This is a genomic window from Cohnella lupini (assembly GCF_003386205.1).
Taxonomy (GTDB): domain Bacteria; phylum Bacillota; class Bacilli; order Paenibacillales; family Paenibacillaceae; genus Cohnella; species Cohnella lupini.
In genome coordinates, this window is record NZ_QRDY01000001.1 from 579,416 (window position 1) to 602,069 (window position 22,654).

Below are 22,654 nucleotides of genomic sequence, written 5' to 3' on the forward strand. Positions count from 1 at the left end.
AACGAGAGAAGTTTTGACGGAAAGAGCGAATTGCGGCGGAGATTCACCAAAAACCAATAGGAGGTGCAGGAAGATGGCAGTCATTTCCATGAAACAACTGCTCGAAGCAGGGGTACATTTCGGTCACCAAACACGTCGTTGGAACCCGAAAATGGATAAGTACATCTTTACTGAACGTAACGGCATTTACATTATCGATCTACAGAAAACGGTTAAAAAAGTAGACGAGGCTTACAACTTTGTGCGTCAGCTCGGAGAGAACGGCGGTACGATGCTGTTCGTTGGAACGAAGAAACAAGCTCAAGATTCCGTTAAGGAAGAAGCCGAGCGCTCCGGTCAATACTACATCAACCAACGTTGGTTGGGCGGTACTTTGACTAACTTCTCCACGATCCAGAAGCGTACGGACCGTTTGCACCAATTGGACAAATGGGAACAAGACGGCACTTTCGAAGTGTTGCCTAAGAAAGAAGTCATCATTCTCCGCAAGGAGAAAGATCGCCTCGAGAAATTCCTCGGCGGCATCAAGAACATGCGCAAATTGCCGGATGCTTTGTTCATCATCGATCCTCGCAAAGAGCGTATCGCCGTTGCTGAAGCTCGCAAGCTAGGCATTCCAATCGTTGGTATCGTCGATACGAACTGCGATCCGGATGAGATCGACTACGTTATCCCTGGTAACGATGACGCTATCCGCGCGGTTAAATTGCTTACGGCTAAGATGGCAGACGCAATCGTAGAAGCACGCCAAGGCGAAGAAACTACGGCTTAATAAGCCACTTGCATTTATAGAAACAAGTAGAAAGGGTGGTCAGAAGAGAACCTTCTCACCGCCCTTTTTTTCAAAAATTACTATGTGCATCCCGAGTAGACATGAGTCTTAGGGAGCCTAAATCTTAGGAGGAATTCACGTGGCAATCAACGCAGCAGACGTAAAATCTCTTCGCGAAAGAACCGGAGCAGGAATGTTGGATTGTAAGAAAGCGTTGGAGGAAGCGAACGGCGATTTGACGAAAGCAGCCGAGCTGCTTCGCGAGAAAGGCCTTGCGGCTGCAGCTAAGAAAGGCGACCGCATCGCAACCGAAGGCGTAGTCGAATCTTATATCCATGCCGGCGGACGTATCGGAGTTCTAGTTGAAGTCAACTGCGAAACCGACTTCGTAGGCAAGACGGATCAATTCCGCGCGTTCTGCAAAGACATCGCGATGCAAATCGCGGCGGCTAACCCTAAGTTCCTCGTTCGCGAAGAAGTGTCCCAAGCCGAGCTGGACAAAGAAAAAGAAATTCTTCGCAATCAAGCTCTGAACGAAGGCAAACCGGAGAAAATCGTCGACAAAATGGTAGAAGGCCGCATGAACAAGTATTACGAAGAAAATTGCCTGATGGAGCAAGCGTTCGTTAAAGATCCGGACAAAACGATCACGACGTTGCTCAACGAAAAAATCGCCGCCATCGGCGAAAAAATCTCCATCCGCAGATTCGCTCGTTTCGAATTGGGCGAAGGCTTGGAGAAAAAAGTCGACAACTTCGTAGAAGAAGTCATGGCGCAAGTCAAACATTAATAATAACGAAATTAGGGAGCACAGTGTGTTCCCTATTTTTTAACGATTCAGACGCATACATTTTAATTACTTAACTCAAGACACGATGGAGGTACAAAACGTTGAAGCTTCCCGTATTTAAACGCGTAGTATTAAAGGTGAGCGGAGAGTCGTTATCCGGCCCGAACGGTTACGGCATTGACGCGACGACCATCTTGTCGATTGCGGAACAAATCAAGGAAGTCATCGAATTAGGCGTCGAAGTCGCGATCGTATGCGGCGGCGGCAACATCTGGCGCGGAATCGCAGGAAGTCAGAAGGGGATTGACCGGGCGACGGCGGATTATATGGGTATGCTAGCCACCGTTATGAACTCGCTGGCGTTACAGGACGCGCTTGAGCAGATGGACGTACCAAGCCGCGTTCAAACGTCGATCGCCATGCAACAGATCGCCGAGCCGTATATCCGCAGGCGGGCTATCCGCCATTTGGAGAAGGGCCGAGTCGTTATCTTCGCTGCGGGTACGGGCAATCCGTTCTTCTCGACGGATACGACGGCTGCTCTGAGAGCTGCGGAAATCGAAGCCGAAGTTATTTTGATGGCAAAAAATAAAGTAGACGGCGTATATAGCGCGGATCCGTTCAAGGACCCTACCGCTGTCAAATACGAGCAATTAACGTATATGGACGTCTTGAATAAAAATCTAGGCGTCATGGATTCAACCGCTTCCTCGCTATGCATGGATAACAATATACCGCTTCTCGTATTCGCGATTACCGAGAAAGGGAATATTAAACGTGCCGTCATGGGCGAGCGGATCGGTACAATAGTGAAGGGGAGTATCGACTAATGCCTCAGTCTATTAAGAAAGACGCAGAAGAACGCATGGAGAAAGCATTGGGCGCGTTGAAACGCGATCTTCAAACTTTAAGAGCGGGCCGCGCTTCGGTCAATATGCTGGATCGCATTCAAATCGATTATTACGGGACGCCGACTCCGATCAATCAGATGGGCTCCGTCAATACGCCGGATTCCCGTACGTTAATTATCACGCCATGGGACAAAACGGCATTGTCGGCTATCGAGAAGGCTATCCAGAAGTCGGATTTGGGATTAACGCCCGCTAACGACGGTTCGATCATTCGGTTGAACATCCCGCCTCTCACGGAAGAGCGCAGATCGGATTTGGCCAAATCGACGAAGAAGTTCGGAGAAGAGTCCAAGGTTGCCATCCGTAACATTCGTCGCGACGCTAACGATGAAATCAAGAAAAAAGAAAAAGGCGACATTTCCGAGGACGAATCGCGCCGCCACCAAGAAGACGTGCAGAAAATGACGGACCGTTTTGTCGCCGAAGTAGACAAAATTCTGGTCGCCAAAGAAAAAGAGATCATGGAAGTATGATCTGAACTCGCAAGGCCCCTCCGAAAGGTGGGGTTTATTCTCTTTTTGGTTAGCTAGCGGGAGCTTTGTCGCTATTGGGGGGAAGAACCATGGGTTTGTTCAGGACGTGGCTTCGTAAGCTGCGGGTAGGAATATTTACGGATAACGACATTCAGCAGCATAAAGTTAAGTCGGAAGAAGTCCCCACGGGGGATAATATTCCGGAGCATATTGCCATCATAATGGATGGCAACGGGCGTTGGGCGAAGGCGAGAGGACTTCCTCGCATTGCCGGCCATCATAATGGAATGAAAGCCGTGAAGAGGATAACGAAGGCTGCCGATCGAATAGGCGTCAAGGTGCTGACTCTTTACGCATTTTCCACGGAAAATTGGAAGCGTCCCAAATCGGAAGTGGAATTCCTGATGAAATTGCCGCAGGAGTTTTTGTCTTTGGAATTGGGAGAGCTTATCGAAAATAACGTTCAAGTCAAAATGATGGGTATTCGCGAGTTGCTGCCGGATCATACTGTAGCCGCGGTTGAAGAAGCCGTTCGTAAAACGCAACACAACACCGGTCTTATTCTTAATTTTGCGCTTAATTACGGAAGTCGACTTGAAATGGTAGACGCCGCCAAGCAATTAGCGAAGCAAGCCGTCGCGGGAGAGATAAACCCGGATGCCATTGAGGAAGCCGATTTCGAACGGCTATTGTTATCGAGCGGTCTTCCCGATCCGGATTTGCTTATTCGCACCAGCGGGGAGCTTCGTTTAAGCAACTTTATGTTGTGGCAGCTCGCGTATAGCGAGTTCTGGTTTACGGACGTTTACTGGCCGGAATTTAGCGAACAACATTTATACGACGCGGTTCGCGAATATCAGCAGCGCGCACGTCGATACGGGGGGCTATGAAGAATGGGTCAGCGGATTGTAACCGGAGTTATCGCCGGTGCGGCATTCATCGGCCTTCTGGTCGCGGGAGGCTGGTATTATACCGGGTTGCTTCTCTTGCTGGCGCTTATCGGTTATTGGGAGTATGCCAGATTGAACGGACAAGCTTGGACGCGGCTTGACGTGTTGCTAGGCTTTGTAGCCGTGCTGCTGATCGCTTTGCCGAAGCTTCCGAATGACTGGGAGTTGCCTTCGTTTACGACGGTTGCCTGGGTTCTTATGTTCGTTCTGCTTTGCGGAACCGTATTTAGTAAAAACCGTATACAGTTGGAGCATGTAAGCGTCATGTTCATGGGAGCGATCTACGTCGGATCGGGATTTCATTACATGGCGTTAACACGTGTGCTTGATCACGGCATTTTCTGGTCGGCGCTTACGTTCGCATGCATATGGGCATCCGATGCCGGCGCTTATTTCGTCGGAAAAGCGATGGGCAAGACGAAGCTGTGGCCCGCTATCAGTCCGAATAAAACGATTGAAGGCGCTTTGGGAGGTCTGGTCATTGCCGTTATCGTCGGATGCGTCTTCGCTTACTCCATGCCGGAATGGCTGGGATACGGACAAGCGATGCTTATTGGCTTAACGGCAGCCGTCGCGGGACAACTCGGCGATCTCGTGCAATCGGCGTATAAGCGTTTCCGCAACGTGAAAGATTCAGGGCAGCTGCTTCCGGGACACGGCGGCGTATTGGATCGGACGGACAGCTGGCTCATCGTGTTTCCGCTTGTTCATCTTCTCGGGCTTCTGACTCTATAATTCGAATATTTTCATACATATTGCGCAAGCGGAGGTTCTCATATGAAAAAGATTGCCGTTCTCGGGAGTACGGGCTCCATCGGAACCCAAACGCTCGACGTCATATCGCGTTATCCGGAGGACTTTGAAGTTGTCGGCTTGGCTGCCGGTAACAATGCGGCTCTGCTGCTGGAACAAGCGAGGCAATTTAAGCCGAAGTGGGTTTCGGTCGGAAATGAAGCTTTGGCAGACCGGCTCCGCTCGGAATTGCCGACTGACGTAAAAGTCCTACACGGAGAAGAGGGACTGATTGAAATCGCGGGCGGATCCGGAGCTGATTACGTCGTCTGCGCCTTGGTCGGTAGCTTAGGGCTAAAGTCTACGCTGGCGGCAATCGAGGCTGGAGCCGATATCGGGCTTGCCAATAAGGAATCGCTAGTGACGGCCGGGCATCTCGTTACGGAGAAGGCAAGGCAACGCGGCGTTTCCATCCTACCCGTCGATAGCGAGCATTCGGCCATTTTTCAATGCTTGAACGGGGAGAATATGAAAACGGTCAAACGTCTAATGATAACGGCATCCGGAGGCAGCTTCCGTCATCTCGATCGAGCGCAATTGCTAGACGTGACGGTGGAGGACGCCTTGAAGCATCCGAATTGGAGCATGGGCGCTAAGATTACGATAGATTCGGCAACGATGGTCAATAAGGGACTGGAGGTCATCGAAGCACACTGGTTATTCGGGTTGGCTTACGATCGGATAGATGTCGTCCTCCATCCCGAGAGCATCGTGCATTCGATGGTTGAATTCGTGGATACTAGCGTAATGGCGCAGTTAGGCAATCCGGATATGCGAGTGCCGATTCAATACGCGCTAACTTACCCGGAACGCAAAGCATCCCCCGCTTCGCCCCTAGATTTGCTTAAGCAGGGAACGCTCCACTTCAGCCCTATGGATTTCGATCGGTATCCTTGCATTCGATTAGCTTACGAGGCCGGACGAGCGGGCGGCACATCCCCTACGGTGTTCAGCGCGGCCAACGAAATCGCCGTCGCGCGGTTTCTGCAGGGCGAAATTTCGTTTCTTGCGATCGAAGCGATCATCGAGAAGGTTCTCTCGCGTCATACGGTAGTAGCCGCTCCGAGCTTGGAAGCCATCCTGGAGACGGATGCGTGGGCAAGACTTGAAGCATCGGCTATGCAATAAAACGCAAGGTTGTATTCTCTTGTAACGGCTCGGAGAATAATGTTAATCTAAGGACAGCCGTTTGCCGCGGTACGAAGGGGTTGGAAATGATGGAAAATATACAGATCGCGTTATCGATCGTGCTGATGTTCTTCTTATTGGTGTCGCTGCACGAATGGGGTCATTATTATTTCGCACGCAGGGCGGGTATCTTGGTCCGCGAGTTCGCGATCGGATTCGGGCCGAAGCTGTTTTCCATCAAACGCGGGGAAACCCGGTACACGTTGCGCTTGTTGCCAATCGGCGGATTCGTGCGGATGGCCGGGGAGGATCCGGAGCTCGTCGAAGTTCAGCCCGGACAGACGCTAGCCGTCCGCGTGAAGGACGATCAGGTCACCCGTCTATACTTGGACCGCTTAGATGAACGATCCGGCGTCATGCGCGGAGAAGTGAAGGCGCTCGATCTGGAAAAAGACTTATATATCGCGTTGGACGTTGACGGCGACATCGAAAGGTACTCCTTGCATCCACAAGCCCTGATTATCGCCAGAGGCCGGGAGACGCAGATAGCGCCTCTCGATCGCCAATTCGGGCATAAGCCCGTTCGTAAGAGAGCATTGGCTATAGTCGCCGGACCGGTGATGAACTTCTTGCTGGCTTTCGTCTTGTTTGCCACCTTCTTGCTCATTCAAGGAGTTCCGCTTGAAAATTCGTCCAAAGTGTTTATTTCCAAGGTTCTTCCCGATACGCCAGCGGAACAATCCGGGTTAACGGACGGGGACTGGGTGAAATCCGTCAACGGCGAGCCGGTCGGCGGAGACGTCGATAAGTTCGTCGCGCAGATCAATGCCTCCAAGGGCAAGACGATGAACTGGGTCGTCGATCGGGACGGAACGGATGTCCCTCTTACCGTAACTCCCGACGCCACTACGGGGAAAATCGGAATCTATCCTGCCGGAGAAATGAGAAGTCCGACCGCCGTCGAAACCATACAATACGCGGGTAACTCGATGGTCGAGATGACCAAAATTATTTTTGATAGCTTTAGGAAGCTGATTTTCGGCGAATTCAAGCTGGACGATCTGGGCGGGCCGGTCAAAACAACGCAAGTAAGCATCGAGATCGCGCGCGAGGGTATTGACCAGTTAACGTTATGGGCCGCCATGCTTAGCTTGTACCTTGGGATATTCAATCTTCTGCCGATACCGGCGCTGGATGGAAGCCGATTATTATTCCTTGGTATAGAAGCGATCCGGGGCAGACCGATCGATCCTAATCGGGAAAGCATGGTGCATTTAGTCGGTTTCGCCATGCTCATGCTACTGATGATCGTGGTCACGTATAACGATATCGTTGGATTGGTAACAAATTAAGACTTTTAGAGCGTTTCGCTAGAAGAACGCATCGTAAGCATAAGCCAGGAGCTGGAGGATCATCATGTCGAAGGAAAAAGGATTCGTAACGGAAATTACCCCTCAGAGCGAAGATTTCTCGCGTTGGTATATCGACGTTATCAAGAAAGCGGAATTAATGGACTATTCTCCCGTTCGCGGCTGCATCGTGTTTCGTCCGGACGGGTACGAGCTATGGGAGAATATGCAGAAGGAGCTTGACCAACGGTTCAAGGACACGGGCCACCGTAATGCTTACTTCCCGTTGTTCATTCCGGAGAGCTTCTTCAATAAGGAAAAAGAGCACGTGGAAGGCTTTAATCCCGAGCTTCCGTTCGTCACCGAGGCCGGCGGGGAGCAGTTGGAGGAGAAGCTCGCGATCCGTCCGACGTCGGAGACGATGTTCGGGCACATGTACGCGAAGTGGATCAATTCTTACCGCGATCTGCCGCTGTTGATCAATCAGTGGGCAAACGTCGTTCGTTGGGAAAAAAGAACTTTGCCGTTCTTGCGGACAAGCGAGTTTCTATGGCAGGAAGGCCATACCGCCCACGAAGACGAAACGGATGCGCGCAAGGAAACGATGCAAATGCTCGACGTGTACACGGATTTCGTCCAGAACGTATTAGCTATACCGGTCATTAAAGGACAGAAGACGCCATCCGAGAGATTCGCAGGCGCCGTGGATACGTTTTCGATCGAAGCGATGATGAAGGACGGACGAGCGGTTCAAGCGGGAACGTCGCATTACCTCGGCACGAAATTCGCCGTCGCGTTCGATATTAAATATCTCGACCGCGAGAATACGCAACAATATTGCCATACGACATCGTGGGGAGTTAGCACTCGCTTAATCGGGGCATTGATCATGGTGCACGGAGACGATCGCGGTCTCGTGCTACCTCCGAAGGTCGCGGCTACTCAAGTCGTCATGATCCCGATCGGACCTCCGAAAACCAGGGAAGTCGTAATCGGCAAGACGGACGAGCTGTTCGCTCAGCTTAAAGCAGCCGGAATCCGCGTTCGCGTGGACGATCGCGCGGACGTATCTCCGGGCTGGAAGTTCAATGAATACGAGATGCGCGGCATACCAATCCGTCTCGAGCTCGGACCTCGCGATCTGGAGAACGGTCAATGCGTACTTGTCTCACGCGTCAGCGGGGAGAAGAAGTCGGTGCCGATCGACAATCTCGTCGAAGAAGTCAAATCGCTGCTAGAGCAAATCCATAACGATATGTTCGAACGGGCGCTTGCTTTCCGGCAGGACAACTTTTATTCGATAGATACGCTCGACGAGTACAAAGCGGCGATCGAAGAGAAGCGAGGCTTTGCGTTGGCAGGCTGGTGCGGTTCGGATGCGTGCGAGAAGCAGGTAAAGGAAGAGACGGGAGCGACGAGTCGGAATATTCCGTTCGAGCCTGCCGAGAAAAAATCGACTTGCCTCGTTTGCGGAGACGCGGCGGAGCATACGGTCGTATTTGCGAGAGCTTACTAACACATATGGCAGCCGCGTCTGGACATATCGTCCTCTCGCGGCTGCTTTCTGCTCTGGCGCCTACCTTTTTCTGTTGATGACGGGATGGCGTTCAGGTAGAATAATAGAAAGCGAGAAAGTCAGCTTCTGATTGAATAGAGCGTCGGGAAACGTCGAAGCGTCCGGTGCCTATTCACGGAAGCTTTTATATTTGCGGGGAATGCAAGGACAGAGAGGAACGTGGGAATGCAGCCGACGGAAGATGGACGCAAACGGTTCGAGGTACTGCTGCAGCAGGCGGAGCTGCCGACCGAGTGGTTAGGGCAGCATTTTCGGGACGGACATATCGAGAAGGTGGAAATTAGCCGATCCCGCAAAGAGTGGACATTCTATATCGGAAAGAACGCTTTGCTACCCAAATCGATCTATATGGGTTTTATCGAAAGGGTTAAGACAAAGCTTGGACATATCGCGGAAATCAAGAAAGTATTCCATTACGGGGAAGCCGTATCAACTGAAAATATCGTTCGCGAGTATTGGTCGGTCTTCGTGGAAGGCATACAGCAGGAAATCGTTTCGGTCAACGGTTGGTTGGCGAAAGCCGATCTGGCAGTCGATGGAGACATCCTAACGATTACGTTGCTTAACGGCACGAATTTCGAATTAGCCCGGAAGAAAGAGATAGACGTACTGGCCGCGCGATTTTACGAGGAGCGGTTCCAACGGATTTGCCGGGTAAAGCTCGCCGTCGGCGAGTCGAAACCGGAAACGTATACGGAATTCACTCAGAAGATCGAGCAAGAGAACCGTGCCGCGATCGAGCAGATCATGGCCAGCGTAAGAGACGAAGCGCCAATTGAAGAGGGCGGCGAGCCTCCGCAAGTACTGCAACACGGTTACGAGATCAAGGAAGCCGCCGTTCCGATCCAGGAAATTCGCGAGGAAGAGAAGAAGGTCACGGTGCAAGGCGTTATATTCGGATTGGAGACGAAAGAGCTCCGGACCGGAAGCACGTTGTTCCAGTGCTCGATTACCGACTTCTCGGATTCCTTGTCCATCAAGATTTTCGGCAAGAACAAAGAAGACATTAAGATGCTTGGTTTGCTTGCCAATGGTAAATGGGTGAAGATGCGAGGCAAGGTCGAATACGATCGGTTTCTTAATCCTCCGGAGCTGGTCATGTTCCCGAGCGATATCCGCGAAGTTCTCGCGCCTTCGGAGCCAAAGGATACGGCCGAGGAGAAACGCGTCGAGTTCCATCTGCATACGACGATGAGCACGATGGACGCGGTTACGCCCGTGGATGCATACATAAAAACGGCAGCCAAATGGGGACACAAGGCGATCGCGGTGACCGACCATGCTAACGTTCAATGTTTTCCCGATGCCGCTAAAGCCGGCAAGAAGCATGGCATTAAAGTGATGTACGGCGTCGAAGCGAACGTCGTTAACGATGCTGTGCCGATGGTTATCCAACCAAGGGAGCAGAGCTTGTCCGATGCCGAGTACGTCGTATTCGATATCGAGACGACCGGCTTGTCGGTTACGAACAACAAAATTATCGAGCTCGCGGGCATCAAGATGGTAAACGGTCAGGAAATCGGCCGGTTCGAAACGTTCGTGAACCCGCATGAGCCGATCCCCTATAATATTCAGCAATTAACTAACATTACAGACGAGATGGTCAAGGATGCGCCGGAGCTTGAGCCCAAACTCAAGGAATTCTTAGCTTTCATCGGAGATGCGGTGCTCGTGGCGCACAACGCCAGGTTCGACGTCGGTTTCATGCAGGAAGCTTGCAAGAAGCACGGTCTTCCACCGCTGCGGAATCCCGCGCTCGATACGCTTGAGCTCGCGAGGTTCCTCCATCCGACAATGAAGAATCACAGATTGAACACATTGGCATCGCTATACAAGGTTTCTCTCGAGAATCATCATAGAGCGATAGACGATACGATCGCGTTAGGCGGCATTCTAGTCGGCTTACTGAAGGATATCGCGGCTAAGGGCATCGACGAATTGCACGCCTTGAACGAAGTAAACGTCAACAGTTGGAAGACGACGCGACCGTTCCATTGCGGTATCTACGCTTTGAACGCGATCGGCAAGAAAAATTTATACAAGCTTATCTCTTTGTCGCATACGGACTACATGAATCGGGTGGCTTGCATTCCGAAGAGCAAGCTTATCGAGCTTCGCGAGGGATTGCTCGTTATTTCGGGCTGCGAGAAGGGTGAATTGTTCGAGACCGTTCTCAATAAGTCGCAGGAGGAAGCGGAAGATATCGCGGCTTTCTACGATGTGCTGGAAGTACAGCCGATCGATTTCTACATGCACCTGCTCGATAAGGGGCTGGTCGGAAGTCGCGCGGATTTAGAAGAAGCGCTTCGCCGCATCGTCAGAATCGGAGAGAAGCTGACCAAACCGGTAATCGCTACGGGCAATGTACATTACTTGTTGCAGCGCGAGAAGATTTTCCGCGATATTACGATTAACGGTATTACGGGTTTCAGTCCGCTCAAGGATCAGCGAAAACCGGATGCCCATTTCCGCACGACATCGGAAATGCTGGAAGCATTCCAATTTCTCGGCGCTGACAAGGCTTACGAGGTCGTCGTGAAGAATACTTCCGAGCTTGCGGACCGCTTCGAGGAAATCAAGCTGTTCCCGGATGAGCTGTTTACGCCGATTATCGAAGGAGCCGACGACGAAATTCGGGAAACCTGCTACGCGACGGCGAAAGGCATGTATGGCGACGAGCTTCCCGAAGTCGTGACGGCGCGGCTGGAGAAGGAGCTCGTGCCGATTATCAAGTACGGCTTCTCCGCCAACTATTTGATTTCCGAACGTCTTGTGAAGAAATCCAACAACGACGGCTATCTCGTCGGCTCTCGGGGGTCCGTAGGCTCGTCCGTCGTCGCCACGTTTCTCGGGATATCCGAGGTTAACCCGCTTCCGGCCCATTACTTATGCAAGAACGGCGATTGCAAGCATAGCGAATGGTTCTTGGACGGCAGCGTGCCGAGCGGCTTCGACTTGCCCGACAAGACATGCCCTCACTGCGGCACGATCATGCGAGGTGAGGGACAGGATATTCCGTTCGAGACTTTCCTCGGGTTCAAGGGCGACAAGGTTCCCGATATCGATTTGAACTTCTCGGGGGAATATCAGCCGCACGCGCACAATTATACGAAAGTACTTTTCAGCGAGAAAAGCGTCTTCCGCGCCGGAACGATCGGTACGGTCGCGGAGAAAACGGCATTCGGTTACACTAAGAAATATGAGGAAGAACAAGGGAAGTCGTGGCGTGGAGCGGAACTGAACAGGCTTGCTGCCGGGTGCACGGGCGTAAAGCGCAGTACCGGACAGCATCCCGGAGGAATCGTCGTCGTTCCGGATTATATGGAAGTGGAAGACATTACTCCGGTGCAATTCCCCGCGGACGATAAAAACTCGGAATGGAAAACGACCCATTTCGATTACCATGCCTTCGATGCGAATCTGCTCAAGCTCGATATCCTCGGCCACGACGATCCGACGATGATGCGAATGCTCCAAGATCTCACCGGCGTAGATCCGACGACGATTCCGATGAACGATCCAAAAGTCATGAGCATGTTCAATTCGGTGGAATCGCTCGGCGTTTCTCCTCATCAGATCCGATCGCCGGTCGCGACGTTCGGCGTTCCGGAGATGGGAACAAGATTCGTAAGGCAAATGCTCGAAGAAACGAAGCCCGCCTCCTTCGCCGATTTGCTGCAAATATCGGGTCTGTCGCATGGCACGGGGGTATGGATCGGCAACGCGCAAGAGTTGATCAAGAACAATACGTGCACGATCAAGACGGTTATCGGTTGCCGCGATGACATTATGTTATTTCTTATTTATAAAGCCGGAATGGACGCATCCTTGGCTTTCAAGATTACGGAAAGCGTGCGGAAAGGGAAGGGGCTTACTCCGGAGTGGATCGAAGAGATGAAACGCTGCAAAGTGCCGCAATGGTATATCGATTCCTGCCTTCGCATCGAGTACATGTTCCCGAAAGCCCATGCCGCCGCTTATGTTATATCAGCGGTTAGGACGGCATATTTCAAATTATATTATCCGATCCAATATTACGCGACTTATTATTCCGTACGCGCCGCGGATTTCGATGTCGAGCTGTTCTGCCAAGGGTACGACGCGATTCTGAAGATGCTCCTCGAGATCGAGGAGAAAGGCTTCCAAGCGACGACCAAGGAAAAGAACATGATTTCGATTCTGGAGATGGGACTCGAGATGACCGCGCGCGGATTGAAGTTCAAATCCGTCGATCTGTACCGCTCGGAAGCGACTCGATTCATCATAGACGGAGATAGCTTGATTCCGCCTTTCGGATCGATCCCCGGCGTTGGGGAGAATGCCGCTCGCAACATCGCCGCATCCCGTCAAGAGGGGGAATTCCTGTCTATCGAGGACTTCCAGCAACGTTCCAAAGCGAGCAAGACGATCGTCGAAGTGCTGACCGGTTTAGGAGCCTTTAGGGGTCTTCCGGAGTCTAATCAGCTCATGTTGTTCTAAGGTTGATCAGCCAGGGATGCAGGAAAGTTGTGGTTGCCAGCCGCTTTAAGGTTATGTTATATTAATTTTGGTAATCATGTGGATATCACTGTCTGCAGAAGAGTGGGGAAACCCACTCTTTCCGTTTTGTCTGCGGGTCTTTAAGGGTAAGACGGACTGCAGGAATCCATTGGAGCATCGGGAGGTAAACCATTTTGAATTCAGCGCAAATCAAGTCCATCGTGGAGAACTTCGCGACTTCCTTCTTGGAGGAGAACGGTCTTTCTCTAGTGGACGTGGAATACGTGAAGGAAGGCAGCAACTGGTTTCTGCGCATATACGTGGATAAGGAAGGCGGCATCGACATCGACGATTGCGGCCGCGTTTCCGAATTCGTAAGCGCGAAGCTGGACGAACTGGATCCTATCGAAGAAGCGTATTTCCTTGAAGTCAGCTCCCCCGGCGCCGAGAGGCCGCTCAAGAAGGCGGAGGATATTACGAAAGCGGTAGGCAAACACGTGTTTGTCACTACTTACGAGCAGATTAATGGAGCCAAGGAGTTTGAAGGACGGCTGGACGGATTCGACGGAACGACTATGATCGTGGTGATCGGACGCCGTAAACAAGCCATCCCTTACGATAAAGTGGCCTCCGCACGGCTGGCCATCGTTTTCTAATACCATTATAGGGACGTCGAATCGCAACGATAGCGTTGCGAGATTAAGCGTACACGAGGAGGAATAATCAAGACATGAGCATGGAGTTCATCGAAGCGCTGTCCGAAATCGAGCGCGAGAAGGGCATCAGCAAAGACGTCCTGATCGAGGCTATCGAAGCGGCACTTATCTCCAGCTACAAGCGTAACTTTAATACGGCACAGAATGTTCGCGTCGACATCAATCGGACGACCGGGCAAATTAAAGTATACGCTCGTAAGACGATAGTAGAAGATGTGCTCGATCCGCGTCTGGAGATCTCGATCGAAGCATCGCGCGCCATTAACCCGCATTATCAGTTAGACGACATAGCCGAGATCGAAGTCACGCCGCGTGATTTCGGACGTATTGCCGCGCAAACGGCGAAGCAGGTCGTAACGCAACGGATTCGCGAAGCAGAACGCGGACTCATCTATCATGCTTTCGTAGATAAAGAGCAAGATATCGTTACCGGTATCGTGCAACGCATGGATTTGCGCAACTTGTACGTCGATCTCGGCAAAGTCGAAGCGGCGTTGCCGTTGACGGAGTTAATGCCGACCGATAAGTTCAAGCAAGGGGACCGCGTGAAGTCCTTCATTACGAAAGTGGAGAACACGAGCAAAGGCCCGCAAATTATTTTATCTCGTACTCATCCAGGGCTGCTGAAGCGTTTGTTCGAGCTTGAGGTTCCGGAAATTTTCGATGGCACGGTCGAGATCCGTTCCGTTGCTAGGGAAGCCGGCTTCCGTTCCAAGATCGCCGTATTCTCCCGCAACGAGGAAGTAGATCCGGTCGGTTCATGCGTCGGTCAACGCGGCATTCGCGTTCAATCGATCGTAACGGAGCTTAAAGGCGAGAAAATCGACATCGTGAGATGGTCCGAATCGATCGACGAGTACGTTGCGAACGCTCTGAGCCCATCTAAGGTGCTCGAGGTCATCGTTTTCGAAGCGGAGAAGATGGCCCGCGTAATCGTTCCGGATTATCAATTGTCCCTCGCGATCGGCATTAAAGGCCAGAACGCCCGTTTGGCTGCGAAGTTGACGGGGTGGAAAATCGACATCAAGAGCGAAACGCAGGCCGAGCAGGAGTATGGACGTCCGAAATCGACCGGAACGACGATGCATCAGGACAGCGTATCCATCGACTGAGGGGGATTACCTTGAGACCGAGAAAGATACCGCAGCGCAAATGCGTTGCCTGTCAGGAAATGATGCCCAAGAAGGAACTGATTCGAATCGTTCGTTCTCCGCAAGGAGAAATACAAATCGATCTGACCGGCAAGAAGCCGGGACGGGGTGCCTATCTTTGCGGTAAAGTCGCTTGCTTCAAGCTGGCGAAAAAATCGAAGGCGTTCGAACGCGCGCTGAAAACGCCGGTCGGCATCGATATATATGATCGCTTGGAAGCCGACTTCATTCAAGTCGAAGAGGAGTTCCAAGCCGGCAAGGAGCTTGAAGTCGACGATGACGACAGGGAGTAAGGTTCTATCGCGATTAGGATTGGCGACGCGAGCCGGCAAACTGATCAGCGGGGAAGAAGTCGTGCTTAAAGCGATTAGATCGGGCGAAGCTAAGCTGGTCTTGCTTGCCGGGGATGCATCGGATAATACGACAAAGAAAATCAAGGATAAATGCAACAGCTACAATGTTCCGTTATTGGTAGGTTTTACCCGATTCGAACTGGGTTCTGCCGTTGGCAAGCCCGAGCGTGTACTATTCGCTGTAACGGATCGGGGCTTTGCCGACATGCTAGCCGTCGGTTGGGGTCATCATTCGGAGGTGGAGAATATTGAGTAAACAAGATAATACGGATAACAAAGATAAGCTCAGAGTTTACGAATACGCCAAGCAGCTTAACATGAGCAGCAAAGAGGTCATAACGATTTTGAAAAGACAAAACATGCCGGTCAACAACCACATGAGCGTTATGGAAGACGGAATGACCGGAGCGGTCGAGAAATTCTTCCGCGACATTAAAGCGAATGCGGCCGCGAAAATGGCCCAAGCTTCCAAGCCGGCGGCTCCCGCGGGAGATCGTCGTCCACAGTCGGAAGCTCCGGCTTCTTCAGGCGCGCCGATTCAAAGCGCTCCGCAACAACCGCGTCCGGCTGCACCGGCACCTACTCCGGCTACACCGGCACCTACTCCGGCGGCTCCGGTCGCTCAAACTTCGGCAGCTCCTAGCCCGACGCCTGCTTCTTCGGACTCTGCTCCGGCGCCTACGGCAACTCCGGCACCTTCGACGACGCCTGCTCCTTCATCGCAAGGTCAAACGCCTCGTCCGCAAGGTCAAGGCGGATACAACCAGCGCGAAGGCGGAAGCCGTCCGCAAGGTCAAGGCGGATATAGCCAGCGCGAGGGCGGAAGCCGTCCGCAAGGCCAAGGTGGTTATAGCAGCGGAGGCGGAAGCCGTCCGCAAGGCCAAGGCGGCGGATATAGCAGCGGTGGCGGAAGCCGTCCGCAAGGCCAAGGCGGCGGATATAGCAGCGGTGGCGGAAGCCGTCCGCAAGGCCAAGGCGGCGGATATAGCAGCGGAGGCGCAAGCCGTCCGCAAGGTCAAGGCGGGTATAGCAGCGGAGGCGCAAGCCGTCCGCAAGGCCAAGGCGGCGGATATAGCAGCGGAGGCGCAAGCCGTCCGCAAGGCCAAGGCGGGTATAGCAGCGGAGGCGCGAGTCGTCCGCAAGGTCAAGGCGGCGGGTATAGCAGCGGAGGCGGAAGCCGTCCGCAAGGCCAAGGTGGCGGGTATAGTAGCGGTGGCGCAAGCCGTCCGCAAGGCCAAGGTGGCGGGTATAGTAGCGGTGGCGCAAGCCGTCCGCAAGGTGGTCAAGGCGGCGGATATAGCAGCGGTGGAGCAAGCCGTCCGCAAGGTCAAGGCGGCGCTAGCAGCGCGGCGAGCAGTCGTCCGGGTCAAGGCGTTGGCGCAGGTCGCAGCCCTGCAGCTTCGGCAGCAGGCGCACGCGGTGGACGTCCGGGTGAAAAAGGACGTTCGGATAGCGATTTCAACCGCGGTCCTAACGGCGGCCCAGGTGCTGCCGGCAAACGTAAAGAAACCAACAGCCGCTTCGACGACAGAGGAAACTTCAGAAGCGCTAAAGGCAAGGGCGGCAAGAACGCTCGGAAGAGCAATCAACCGCCGCGCGAGAAAATCGACAATACGCCGAAGAAGGTTATCGTTCGCGGTAACATGACCGTAGGCGAATTGGCGAAATTGTTGCACAAGGACGCTTCCGAGGTTATTAAGAAGCTTCTGTTGATGGGCGTTATGGCCACGATCAACCAAGATCTCGATCTGGATACCGTTCTACTCGTCGTTTCCGAATACGGAGTCGAGGTAGAAGTCAAAATCGTGGTCGAGGATACGCAATTCGAAACGATCGAAGAGAATGACGATCCGGATGCTTTGATCTCCAGACCGCCGGTCGTTACGATCATGGGTCACGTCGATCACGGTAAAACAACCTTGCTGGATGCCATCCGCGAAACGAAAGTCGCGAGCGGCGAAGCAGGCGGAATTACCCAGCATATCGGCGCGTACCAAGTCGAAATCAACCATAAGAAAATTACGTTCCTCGATACGCCCGGTCATGAAGCGTTCACGACGATGCGTGCCCGCGGCGCTCAAGTTACAGATATTACGATTCTCGTCGTAGCGGCGGATGACGGCGTTATGCCTCAGACCGTTGAAGCAATCGCCCATGCGAAAGCGGCTAACGTACCGATTATCGTCGCAGTAAACAAGATCGATAAGCCGGGCGCTAATCCCGATAAAGTGAAACAAGAGCTGACCGAGTACGGTCTCGTTCAAGAAGAGTGGGGCGGAGATACGATTTTCGTCGAAGTATCCGCTAAGCAACGCACGAACCTTGACGGCTTGCTCGAGATGATTCTTCTCGTGGCCGAGATGAACGACTACAAAGCGAACTCCGACAAACGGGCGCGCGGTACGGTCATGGAAGCCGAGCTCGACAAAGGCAAAGGACCGGTTGCCCGGATTCTTGTGCAGAACGGTACGCTTAAAGTTGGCGATGCCTTCGTAGCGGGCGACTGCTTCGGACGTATTCGCGCCATGACGAACGATCGCGGCCGCCGTATTAAAGAAGCCGGCCCGTCCACGCCGGTCGAAATTACCGGGTTGACGGAAGTTCCGCAAGCCGGAGATCCGTTCATGGTGTTCGAAGACGAACGCAAAGCGCGCGAAATCGCCGATAAGCGTTCGATCAAAACCCGTCAATCCCAAGTTAAAGCCAACCAAACGGTTACGCTGGAGGATCTATTCAGCAAGATCAAGGAAGGCGATATTAAAGAGCTTAACGTTATTCTTAAAGCCGACGTTCAAGGTTCTCTTGAAGCGCTCAAAGGCTCGCTCGAGAAAATCGAGATCGAGGGAGTTCGGGTTAGAACGATATACAGCGGCGTAGGCGGAATCACCGAGTCCGATATCCTTCTGGCTTCAGCGTCGTCGGCGATCGTCGTCGGATTCAACGTTCGTCCGGAGCCTCGCGCCCAAGGAATCGCGGAGCAAGAGAAAGTGGACGTTCGCCTGCATTCGATTATCTACAAAGTTATCGAAGAGATCGAACATGCGATGAAGGGAATGCTCGATCCGATATTCAAGGAAAGAGTTACCGGACATGCGGAAGTTCGCGAAACGTTCAAAGTCACGAAGGTCGGTACGATTGCAGGCTGTATGATTACGGACGGCAAGATTGCCCGCAACGCCGAAGCTCGCCTTACCCGCGGAGGCGTCGTCGTCTATACGGGTAAAATCGACTCCCTCAAACGTTTCAAGGATGACGCGAAGGAAGTTTCGGAAGGCTATGAGTGCGGTATTACGTTAGACAAATTCAACGACCTTAGACAGGGCGACATTATTGAAGCATTCGTAATGGAGTCTGTCGAGCGTTAATATTAGCAAGCAATTTAAGGTGGGTTCTGAATGGCCAAATTCCGTGTCGGACGGGTCGGCGAACAGATCAAGAAGGAGATCAGCTCCATCATTCAGACGGAGTTGAAAGATCCACGCATCGGATTCATTACGGTTACCGGAGTGGATATCACCAACGATTTGTCGCTGGCAAGGGTTTACCTAAGCATTCTGGGAAGCGAAGAGCAGAAGGAAGAGACGCTAAAAGCAATTGGACGCGCGAACGGATTTCTGCGTTCGGAGCTCGGACGGCGCGTGAAGCTTCGCCACACTCCTGTGATGGAATTCCGTTTCGACAGCTCGATTGCTTACGGTAGCCATATCGAAGGTTTACTGCAAAAAATTAACAAAGATTCTCTGGAGTCTTAAGATCGGCTAGGGGGAAACAGCATGTGGGCCAAGGATCTCAAGGAAGCGGCCGCTTTCATACGTGAAAGGGACGATTTCCTTATCGTTTCTCATGTGCAGCCCGATGGTGATGCGATCAGCTCCACTGTTGCCACTGGTTGGTTGCTGGAGAAGCTAGGCAAGAAGTTTACGATGCTTAACGAAGGACCGGTGCCTTCACGATTGCAATTTCTATGGAGAAGCTCGGATATCCTGACATTGGAACCGGACGGAACCGTAAACCAAGCGAATCGAACATATCGCAACGTGATTTGCGTGGATTGCGCGGATTTCGCTCGGGTCGGTAAAACCAAAGAATTGTTTGCTCAAGATGCCGAGCTGCTTAACATCGACCACCACCCAACGAACGACGGTTTCGGCCGCGTGAAATTAATGAAGTTTCATGCGGCGGCTACCGCCGAGATTCTTTTCGAATTAATCGACGAACTCGGTTTGAAGGTCGATTTGGACGTCGCGACCGCTATTTATACGGGGCTACTGACAGATACCGGAGGATTTCGTTACTCCAATACGAGTCCGTTGGTGATGACGATGGCATCTCGTTTGCTCGAAGCGGGCGTGAAAGGTCCTGAGCTAGCCGAGCTTCTGTTGGAGCGGATGACGATGGGTCAGCTACAAGTTATCCAGCGCGGATTATCTCGTCTTTCGTTCTCGCCGGATCAACGAATAGGTTGGCTCTGGGTGAACTCCGAAGATTTGGAGGAAACGGGAGCCAGCAATGAAGATCTGGAGGGTCTCGTCAATTATCCTCGCAACATCGAAGGCGTGGAAGTCGGGATTCTGTTCAAGCAGAACGGACAGGAATCCGTTAAAGTCAGCTTACGATCGGCGGGCCGAGTTAACGTCGCGGCCGTCGCCCAGCATTTTGGCGGCGGCGGGCATGTCAGGGCCGCCGGATGCCGGTTGACTGATCCGCTTTCGGAATCGATCGCGCAAGTCGTTGCCCATGTTCAGAAAGCGTTGGATGAACGATGAGCCAGCGGAACGAGCAAGGGTGGGACGGAGTATTGGCGATCTGGAAGCCGGCCGGGTGGACCTCTCACGACGTGGTAGCGAAAGCGCGCGGATTGCTCCGAGTGCGCAGAATAGGGCACACGGGCACGCTAGATCCTGCGGTTACCGGCGTTCTTCCGCTCTGTATCGGCCGTTCCACGAGATTCGTGGAATATTTGCAGGAGATGCCCAAGACATACCGGGCAACGCTTCGTTTCGGTCTCGCTACGGATTCCGAGGATCTAAGCGGGGCTGTTATCGAGAGGAAGGATGCGTCCTTCTTAACGAAATCCATGATGGTCGAAGCCGCTTTATCTTTCGTAGGAGAGATCGATCAGGTTCCGCCTATGGTGTCGGCCGTAAAGATTAACGGACAGCGTCTATACGAGCTTGCGAGGCAAGGGATAACGGTAGAACGTCCTTCCAGGCGGGTATGCATCTATGAATTGAAAATTCTGACGGTCGTCGAAGGTATCGAACAACCGGAAATTACTTTTTCCGTTACTTGCTCCAAAGGCACGTATATACGCACTTTATGCGTGGATATCGGTCGCCGTTTAGGAGTTCCGGCAGTCATGTCGGAGCTTGTTCGTACGGAAAGCGCGGGAATGAAACAAGAGCACTGCGTGACCTTGGAGCAGATTCCGCAGCTTCTAGCGGACGGGGAATTGGAGAGTAAGTTGCTAGCTCCCGATAGCTTGCTTACGAATATGCCGGCATCTACGGCTATACCTCCGGAATCCTTGCACGCGATTCAGGGCAAAGGGATCGGGGCGGCGAAATTGCTGCCCCCGCCCGATAAAGAAGGCTTATTAAAACTATACCGATCGGATGGGGTTTTTCTCGGATTGTTCTCTGTCGATGAGAATATGGAAACGGTCCGTCCGGTAAAAGTGTTCTACTCTCCGGGAGATCAGCCAAACGACAGTCAGTCCGATTAAGCAGGAGGGCATCAGGTGGAACGGTATGATTTATCAATTGCGAACATAACGGGTCAGCTCCCCGAGGGAGCAAGTAAAGAACAAGGGATATCCCTTGCGATCGGTTTCTTTGACGGCGTACATTTGGGCCATCAGGAAGTCGTACGTCAAGCAGTATCTTTGGCGCGACAGCAGGGACTCGTTCCGGCGGTGATGACTTTCGATCCTCATCCTAGAGTCGTTCTTGGACACGGATCCCAATATCAAACGGTGCTAACTCCTCTTGCGGACAAGCTTGAATTGCTCGCGGACCTAGGGGTGGAAGCTGCATATGTTATTCATTTCGATCACGATTTCTCGGAAGTAACGGCGGAGAAATTTATTAAGTCTTTCATTTCTCCTCTCGGAGTCAAGGCTACGACGGTAGGCTTCGATTTCTCGTTCGGACATCGGGGCGAAGGCAATGCGGACACTCTCCGGCTCTATGGGAACGGCGAGATTCATGTTCAAGTTATTTCGCCGGTTTTTCTCGAGGGAGATAAGGTAAGCAGCACTCGGATTCGCGATCGCTTGGCAGACGGCGAGTGTCATGATGCTTCGTTATTGCTCGGACGGCCATACGTCATCAAAGGCACTGTCGTGCATGGAGACGCTAGGGGAAGGTTGCTTGGCTTCCCTACGGCTAACCTAGAGCCCGAACAGCCATACGTCATTCCGCGTCTAGGCGTTTATGCGATTTATGTAGACGTGCTTGACGACGAAGGGTTTAGCGAAGGTCGTTATACCGGGGTTCTTAACTCGGGATTCCGCCCCACGTTCGACGCGCCGGGAGGTGCGTTAAAGTTGGAAGCTCATTTGTTCGATTTCGACGGCGATCTATATGGTCGTCAACTGGCTTTGACGCTTGATACTTTTTTACGGGCCGAGAAGAAATTCGAATCCATCGACCAGCTCGTCCAGCAAATTTCTAGCGATTCCGCTCAAGCCAAGGAAATTTTCTCCGTTCGGTCGGAGGATTAATCAGGCCTGCTTTGCGTTCATAACATTTCCGAAGCTTAAGCATTGTATGTATTGTAGAGACTATGCTATACTGTATGACGTTGCACGTAACCGTGCAAATTGAACCTTAGCTTGGCAAAGCGTTCTCACCGGCGCCTGCTTGGCTAACGGCGATTCTATGAAGGAGGTGAACAAGGATGGCATTGACACAAGAACGCAAACAAGAATTGATCGAAGAGCATAAGACGCATGCAACGGACACCGGATCCCCGGAAGTCCAAATCGCTATCCTTACGCAGAACATCAACAATCTGACGAATCACTTTAGGGAGCACAAGAAAGATCATCACTCCCGCCGCGGTTTGCTCAAGATGGTTGGTCAACGTCGTAAGTTGCTGGCATACCTGAAGAACAAAGAAGTTAGCCGGTATACTGCCCTGATTGCAAAATTGGGACTTCGCCGTTAATTTGTATCCGCACGAAAGCAACCTGGCCACGTCGAATGGGGCTC

Annotated in this window: 20 protein-coding genes; all 20 read left to right on the forward strand. The window is 52.4% G+C overall.

Annotated elements, in window-relative coordinates; all coding sequences use genetic code 11:
* Positions 1-73 precede the first annotated feature (73 nt).
* The 20 genes from rpsB (at position 74) to rpsO (ending at position 22,610) form a co-directional block, all read left to right on the forward strand.
* On the forward strand, positions 74-772 hold the full coding sequence (rpsB, locus tag DFP95_RS02740; protein ID WP_115991009.1) for a 30S ribosomal protein S2: 699 nt from the start codon (positions 74-76) through the stop codon (positions 770-772).
* Positions 773-911: 139 nt separating this feature from the next.
* Positions 912-1,562, forward strand: coding sequence for a translation elongation factor Ts (gene tsf, locus DFP95_RS02745; protein WP_115991010.1), 651 nt, complete (start codon positions 912-914; stop codon positions 1,560-1,562).
* A gap of 101 nt (positions 1,563-1,663) precedes the next feature.
* Positions 1,664-2,392 carry a UMP kinase gene (gene pyrH / locus DFP95_RS02750; RefSeq protein WP_115991011.1) on the forward strand — a complete coding sequence of 243 codons (729 nt, stop codon included), beginning with the start codon at positions 1,664-1,666 and terminating at the stop codon, positions 2,390-2,392.
* Positions 2,392-2,946: a ribosome recycling factor gene (gene frr / locus DFP95_RS02755; protein ID WP_115991012.1), complete on the forward strand. Its 555-nt coding sequence runs from the start codon at positions 2,392-2,394 to the stop codon at positions 2,944-2,946. Before pyrH ends, frr begins: the two co-directional genes overlap by 1 nt.
* 89 nt (positions 2,947-3,035) lie before the next feature.
* On the forward strand, positions 3,036-3,836 hold the full coding sequence (locus DFP95_RS02760) for an undecaprenyl pyrophosphate synthase (RefSeq protein ID WP_115991013.1): 801 nt from the start codon (positions 3,036-3,038) through the stop codon (positions 3,834-3,836).
* Positions 3,837-3,839: 3 nt separating this feature from the next.
* Positions 3,840-4,631 (forward strand): phosphatidate cytidylyltransferase, encoded by a 792-nt coding sequence (locus DFP95_RS02765; protein WP_115991014.1) that lies wholly within the window; start codon positions 3,840-3,842, stop codon positions 4,629-4,631.
* A gap of 42 nt (positions 4,632-4,673) precedes the next feature.
* The gene (locus DFP95_RS02770; protein WP_115991015.1) at positions 4,674-5,816 is read left to right on the forward strand and encodes a 1-deoxy-D-xylulose-5-phosphate reductoisomerase; all 1,143 of its coding nucleotides are present in this window, start codon (positions 4,674-4,676) and stop codon (positions 5,814-5,816) included.
* 89 nt (positions 5,817-5,905) lie between these two features.
* A complete protein-coding gene (gene rseP, locus DFP95_RS02775) occupies positions 5,906-7,168 on the forward strand; it encodes an RIP metalloprotease RseP (protein WP_115991349.1) in 1,263 nt (420 codons plus the stop codon).
* Between the two features lie 64 nt (positions 7,169-7,232).
* On the forward strand, positions 7,233-8,681 hold the full coding sequence (gene proS, locus DFP95_RS02780; protein ID WP_115991016.1) for a proline--tRNA ligase: 1,449 nt from the start codon (positions 7,233-7,235) through the stop codon (positions 8,679-8,681).
* A 225-nt stretch (positions 8,682-8,906) separates the two neighbouring features.
* Entirely contained in the window at positions 8,907-13,220 is a 4,314-nt protein-coding gene (locus DFP95_RS02785) for a PolC-type DNA polymerase III (RefSeq protein ID WP_115991017.1), read from the forward strand.
* A gap of 194 nt (positions 13,221-13,414) precedes the next feature.
* The gene (gene rimP / locus DFP95_RS02790) at positions 13,415-13,876 is read left to right on the forward strand and encodes a ribosome maturation factor RimP (protein ID WP_115991018.1); all 462 of its coding nucleotides are present in this window, start codon (positions 13,415-13,417) and stop codon (positions 13,874-13,876) included.
* A gap of 74 nt (positions 13,877-13,950) precedes the next feature.
* Positions 13,951-15,048, forward strand: a complete 1,098-nt coding sequence (gene nusA / locus DFP95_RS02795; RefSeq protein WP_115991019.1) for a transcription termination factor NusA — start codon at positions 13,951-13,953, stop codon at positions 15,046-15,048.
* An 11-nt stretch (positions 15,049-15,059) separates the two neighbouring features.
* Positions 15,060-15,380: an RNase P modulator RnpM gene (gene rnpM, locus DFP95_RS02800; protein WP_115991020.1), complete on the forward strand. Its 321-nt coding sequence runs from the start codon at positions 15,060-15,062 to the stop codon at positions 15,378-15,380.
* Positions 15,364-15,696 carry a YlxQ family RNA-binding protein gene (locus DFP95_RS02805; protein ID WP_115991021.1) on the forward strand — a complete coding sequence of 111 codons (333 nt, stop codon included), beginning with the start codon at positions 15,364-15,366 and terminating at the stop codon, positions 15,694-15,696. Before rnpM ends, DFP95_RS02805 begins: the two co-directional genes overlap by 17 nt.
* Positions 15,689-18,805: a translation initiation factor IF-2 gene (gene infB, locus DFP95_RS02810; protein WP_115991022.1), complete on the forward strand. Its 3,117-nt coding sequence runs from the start codon at positions 15,689-15,691 to the stop codon at positions 18,803-18,805. The genes DFP95_RS02805 and infB overlap by 8 nt, the downstream gene beginning before the upstream one ends.
* 30 nt (positions 18,806-18,835) lie before the next feature.
* The gene (gene rbfA, locus DFP95_RS02815) at positions 18,836-19,192 is read left to right on the forward strand and encodes a 30S ribosome-binding factor RbfA (protein WP_115991023.1); all 357 of its coding nucleotides are present in this window, start codon (positions 18,836-18,838) and stop codon (positions 19,190-19,192) included.
* A 21-nt stretch (positions 19,193-19,213) separates the two neighbouring features.
* Positions 19,214-20,206, forward strand: a complete 993-nt coding sequence (locus DFP95_RS02820; RefSeq protein WP_115991024.1) for a DHH family phosphoesterase — start codon at positions 19,214-19,216, stop codon at positions 20,204-20,206.
* Positions 20,203-21,165 (forward strand): tRNA pseudouridine(55) synthase TruB, encoded by a 963-nt coding sequence (gene truB, locus DFP95_RS02825; RefSeq protein WP_115991025.1) that lies wholly within the window; start codon positions 20,203-20,205, stop codon positions 21,163-21,165. Before DFP95_RS02820 ends, truB begins: the two co-directional genes overlap by 4 nt.
* Positions 21,166-21,180: 15 nt before the next feature.
* Positions 21,181-22,164, forward strand: a complete 984-nt coding sequence (locus DFP95_RS02830) for a bifunctional riboflavin kinase/FAD synthetase (RefSeq protein WP_115991026.1) — start codon at positions 21,181-21,183, stop codon at positions 22,162-22,164.
* Between the two features lie 176 nt (positions 22,165-22,340).
* Positions 22,341-22,610, forward strand: a complete 270-nt coding sequence (rpsO, locus tag DFP95_RS02835; RefSeq protein WP_115991027.1) for a 30S ribosomal protein S15 — start codon at positions 22,341-22,343, stop codon at positions 22,608-22,610.
* The last annotated feature ends 44 nt before the right edge of the window (positions 22,611-22,654 follow it).